The sequence below is a fragment of the Actinotalea sp. C106 genome, from assembly GCF_023630195.1.
Classification (GTDB): domain Bacteria; phylum Actinomycetota; class Actinomycetes; order Actinomycetales; family Cellulomonadaceae; genus Actinotalea.
This window is the reverse complement of the sequence record NZ_JALPKN010000265.1, coordinates 1-4,288: the sequence shown is the minus strand read 5'-3', so window position 1 is coordinate 4,288 and position 4,288 is coordinate 1. Positions and strand designations below refer to the sequence as shown.

Here is a 4,288-nt window from a genome sequence, read left to right as displayed (position 1 = left end):
ACTGGGCCCGAGGGCAGCCCCGACGCTGCCGAGGCCACCGCTGGGGAGCCTGCGCCCCGGTGGCCGGCGCGCGAGCACCACGCCGACCTCGACCTCACGGTCTGCGCCCACGGCGGGGTCTTCGCCGGGACGCGCATCGACATCGGTACCCGGCAGCTGCTCGCGCACCTCGACGCCATGGCCCCGCGGGCCGAGCGGGCAGTGGACCTGGGCTGCGGTTCCGGGGTGGTCGCGGCGCTCCTCGCCCGCAGCCGTCCGGACCTGCAGGTCCTCGCGACGGACGACTCGGCCGCCGCGGTCGCCTCGGCCCGGGCCACCGCCACGGCCAACGGGCTCGGCGACCGCATCACCGTGACCCACGACGACGCCCTGGCCCAGGTCGAGGACGCGAGCGTGGACCTCGTGGTGCTCAACCCGCCCTTCCACACCGGCACCGCGGTGCACACGGGTGTGGCGCGCCGGCTGTTCGACGAGGCCGCGCGGGTGCTGCGCCCCGGCGGGGAGCTGTGGGCCGTGTGGAACTCCCACCTCATGTACCGGCCGGTGCTCGAGCGGGCCGTGGGCAAGACCCGTCAGCTCAGCCGCGATCCCAAGTTCACGGTCACGGCCTCGACCAAGGCCTGAGCGGCGCGGGCAGGTGCACCCGGTAGCGCCGGGGCCGACGTCGCGGTCAGGCCGACCGGATCCGGACGCCCGACGGCCCCGCCCCCCAGGTGGGGGACGGGGCCGTCGAGCCCTGGGAGGTTCTCAGGCGGCTGCGCCGGTCTTCGCGACCGGGGTGTTCGCCGTGGTGACGGGGGCGGTGTCGACCAGCTTGCGCAGGGCCCAGCCGATGAGGATGAACATGATGCCCATGCCGGCGGCGAAGGCCGCGACGCCGAAGGCGATGACCGAGGTGAACAGCGAGGCCCGCAGGAACGAGCCGTTCATGACGCTGGCGCGGACGGGGTCCTCGCGGTCGAGCTCGGCGTAGGTCAGGCCGCCCGAGCTCTCCAGGGCGTGCTGGTTGATGATGTCGGCCTGGAGGTAGGCGTCGATGGGGCCGTTGACGGTGTTGCCGGCGAACATCGCGACGTCCTCGCCGAGGGTGATGTTCTCGGCGACGAGCTGGTCGCGAACCACCAGGGCGGTGGCCGCGCCGGCGATGATCAGGACGACGCCGGCGACGATCGAGATCAGGCCGACGATCTTGACGGGCTTGGCGTTCGAAGCGATGGCGTTCATGGTGGTGAACCCTTCCCAGGATGCGAGGCCGGGATCGCGCCGGTGGTTCCTCGGCGAGAGCGACCGTCGCCCTCTGGTGAGTACTCTGCCGCTCGCGCGAGCCCATTTTGTGGGCCCTAAGTCCGGGAGTATCCCGGGACGAAAGTCCTGATCAGGGCGGTTTTCCGGCCCGCCGGACCGTCCGACGGCCGAGGCTCGGCCCGGCGCTCAGCCTCGGGCGGCTTCGTAGCGGCGCAAGGCCTCGGTACGTTCGGCGCCGTGGTCGACGATCTGCTCGGGGTACCCGTGGGCGTACCCCTCGGCGGCCTTCCACGGCTGGTGGGCGGCCTTCCCGCGCAGGTGCCGCAGCTCGGGCACGTATCGCCGCACGTACTCGCCGTCGGGGTCGAAGCGCTCGCCCTGGGTCACGGGGTTGAACACGCGGAAGTAGGGCGAGGCGTCGGTCCCCGTGCCCGCGACCCACTGCCAGCCGTGGTTGTTGGAGGCGATGTCCCCGTCGCGCAGGTGGGTCAGGAAGTGCCGGGCGCCGTGAGGCCACCACACGTGCAGGTCCTTGACCAGGAAGCTCGCGACCACCATCCGCACGCGGTTGTGGACCCACCCCTCCTGGAGCAGCTGGCGCATCCCCGCGTCGACGAACGGGAAGCCCGTGCGGCCCGCCTGCCAGGCCGCGAAGGCGTCGGCGGCCGGCCCCGCGGCGTCGTCGTAGGCCATCGCCGCGAGGCCGGGGCGCAGGTCGGACCACGCCGAGGCGGGGTCGTGCCACAGGACGTCGGCGTAGAACTCGCGCCACGCCAGCTCGGTGACGAAGGTGCGCGCGCCGTCGGTGCGGCCGTCCCGGTGGTTCGCGACGTCGGCGAGCAGGGTGCGGGGGTGGATCGTCCCGTACTTGAGGTGCACCGAGAGCTCGGAGGTCGCGCGCAGGTCGGGGCGGTCGCGGGCCGAGCCGTACTCGGCGAGGTGGTCCTCGCAGAACTCGTGCCACCGGTCCAGGGCGGCCTGCTCGCCCACGGCCGGGAGGTCGGGGGGCAGCTCGCCGTCGGGGGCGTCCGGGAGGGGCTCGGAGTCCACGGTGCGGCACCACCGCAGCTCAGCCGGCTCCTCGGCCGGGCGACGCCAGCCGTGGTCGCGCCACGCCTTGGAGAAGGGGGTGAACACCTTGTACGGGTTGCCGCTGCCGTTGAGCACCCGGCCGGGGGTGACCGCGTACGGGCTGCCGGTGGTGACCAGGGGCACGCCGTCGCCCACCTCGGCCAGGGCTGCCTCGACCCGGGCGTCGCGGCGACGGCCGTAGGGGGTGGTCTCGGCGCTGATGTGCACGCTCGTCGCGCCGAGCTCACGGGCCAGGGCCGGGATCACGTCCTCGGGGCGGCCGTGCCGGATCACCAGGGCGCCGTCGAGGGCGGCGTCGAGCTCGGTCAGCGCGTCGCGCAGGGAGGCGGTGCGGGCGGGCCCCGAGGAGGCGAGCAGGGTCGGGTCCGCGACGAACACCGGCAGGACGGTGCCGTCCCCTGCGGCCTCGACCGCGGCACCCAGGGCCGGGTGGTCCCGTCGTCGCAGATCACGGCGCAGCCACAGGATGCTCGTCACGCCTCCGACGCTACGGCCTCCCCGCTGGGGGCGCTCCCGCGGCCCTACGGTCAGGGGCGCAGCGTGAGGTTCTCGACGACGTGGGCGATGATCTCGTGGGCCTCGGTGAGAGGCGTCGCCTCGTCGGGGGTGACCAGCACGCGGCCGGGTCGGTGGCCAGCACGTCGACCAGCACATCGACCAGCACATCGACGAGGTCCCCGAGCGGACCAGGACCGGGAGTCATCGTGATCGAGAGCCTGCAGGAGTTCACCGAGTCCCTTCCGACCCTGCTGCAGTGGGTCGGGGTGCTGCTCGCGGGGGCCATCCCGTTCGTCGAGTCCTACTTCGGTTCGGTGATCGGGGTCTTCGCCGGGTTGAACCCCGTGGTCGCGATCGTCGCGGCCGTCGTCGGCAACATCATCTCCATGGTCGCGCTGGTGCTCGGGGCCAGCACGGTCCGCGGCAAGGTCGCTCGGGAGCGCGAGAGCTCCCCGCGACGCGAGAAGCTGCGCACGGCCTTCGACAAGTACGGGGTCGCGGGGGTGAGCCTGCTCGGCCAGTCGATCCTGCCGAGCCAGATCACCTCGATGGCGATGGTCTCCTTCGGGGCGTCCAAGGACGCCGTCATCCGCTGGCAGATCCTGTCGATCATCCTGTGGGGCACGGCCTTCGGCGTCCTGGCCGCGATCGGCGTCGACCTCATCGCCTGAGCCTGCGGGTGGCCCCGGGCGGAGCGGAGGCGCCGCCGCTCAGGCGAGGCCGTGGTCGCGGGCGGCGATCGCGGCCTGCATGCGGGAGGCGCAGCCGGTCTTGGCCAGCACCCGTGAGACGTGGGTCTTGGCGGTGGCCTCGGAGACGGAGAGCTCGTGGGCCAGCTCGGCGTTGGACAGGCCTCGGCCCAGGCACCCCAGCACCTCCCGCTCGCGCTCGGTGAGCTCGGCCAACCACGCGGGGGCGGACGGCGGGGCAGGGGTGGCGGCGAAGGCGGAGAGCAGCCGCCGGGTCACCTCGGGGGCCACGACCCCTTCGCCCGCGGCGACCCGCCGCACCGCGTCGACGAGGGCCGCCGCCCCGACCGTCTTGAGCAGAAAACCGGCCGCACCCGCGCGCAGCGCCCCGAAGACGTACTCGTCGACGTCGAAGGTGGTCAGGACGAGCACGTCGGCCAGCCCGGCCTCGACGATCGCCCGGGTCGCGGCGATCCCGTCGGTGCCGGGCATGCGGATGTCCATGAGGACGACGTCGGGCTGCAGCGCGCGAGCGTTGGCCACGGCCGCCGCGCCGTCGGCCGCCTCGCCCACCACGAGGACGTCCGCGTGCGGGCTGAGCATCGCCCGCAGCCCTGACCGGATGGCCGCGTGGTCGTCGGCCAGCAGCACCCGGATCACGGCGTCTGCCCCGACGGCGTCGGCGTGTGGTCGCTGGCAGCCCCCGGCAGGTCGGGCCGGGCCGGCTTCGCGTCGGCCGTGAGGGGCAGAAGTCGGATCGTAGC

The 4,288-nt window shown here is 73.7% G+C and carries 5 protein-coding genes; 2 read left to right on the top strand and 3 right to left on the bottom strand.

All coding sequences use genetic code 11. The annotated features are described in order from the left end of the window. The coding region (locus tag L0B03_RS14520; RefSeq protein WP_250447026.1) for a class I SAM-dependent methyltransferase at window positions 1-624 on the top strand (624 nt) is incomplete at its 5' end. A 123-nt stretch (window positions 625-747) separates the two neighbouring features. On the opposite strand, the gene L0B03_RS14515 is transcribed toward L0B03_RS14520, so the two are convergent. Both L0B03_RS14515 and L0B03_RS14510 read right to left on the bottom strand, forming a co-directional pair. After that, complete coding sequence (locus L0B03_RS14515; protein ID WP_250447023.1) at window positions 748-1,224, bottom strand: aromatic ring-opening dioxygenase LigA; 477 nt, start codon at window positions 1,222-1,224, stop codon at window positions 748-750. Window positions 1,225-1,431: 207 nt separating this feature from the next. Next, window positions 1,432-2,814, bottom strand: a complete 1,383-nt coding sequence (locus L0B03_RS14510; protein ID WP_250447021.1) for a deoxyribodipyrimidine photo-lyase — start codon at window positions 2,812-2,814, stop codon at window positions 1,432-1,434. 227 nt (window positions 2,815-3,041) lie between these two features. Here L0B03_RS14510 and L0B03_RS14505 point away from each other — a divergent pair, with 227 nt between their 5' ends. Beyond that, a complete protein-coding gene (locus L0B03_RS14505) occupies window positions 3,042-3,506 on the top strand; it encodes a hypothetical protein (RefSeq protein WP_250447018.1) in 465 nt (154 codons plus the stop codon). Window positions 3,507-3,545: 39 nt separating this feature from the next. Here the strand turns inward: L0B03_RS14505 and L0B03_RS14500 are convergent, their stop codons facing one another. Then, a complete protein-coding gene (locus L0B03_RS14500) occupies window positions 3,546-4,184 on the bottom strand; it encodes a response regulator transcription factor (RefSeq protein ID WP_250447015.1) in 639 nt (212 codons plus the stop codon). Between the last annotated feature and the right edge of the window lie 104 nt (window positions 4,185-4,288).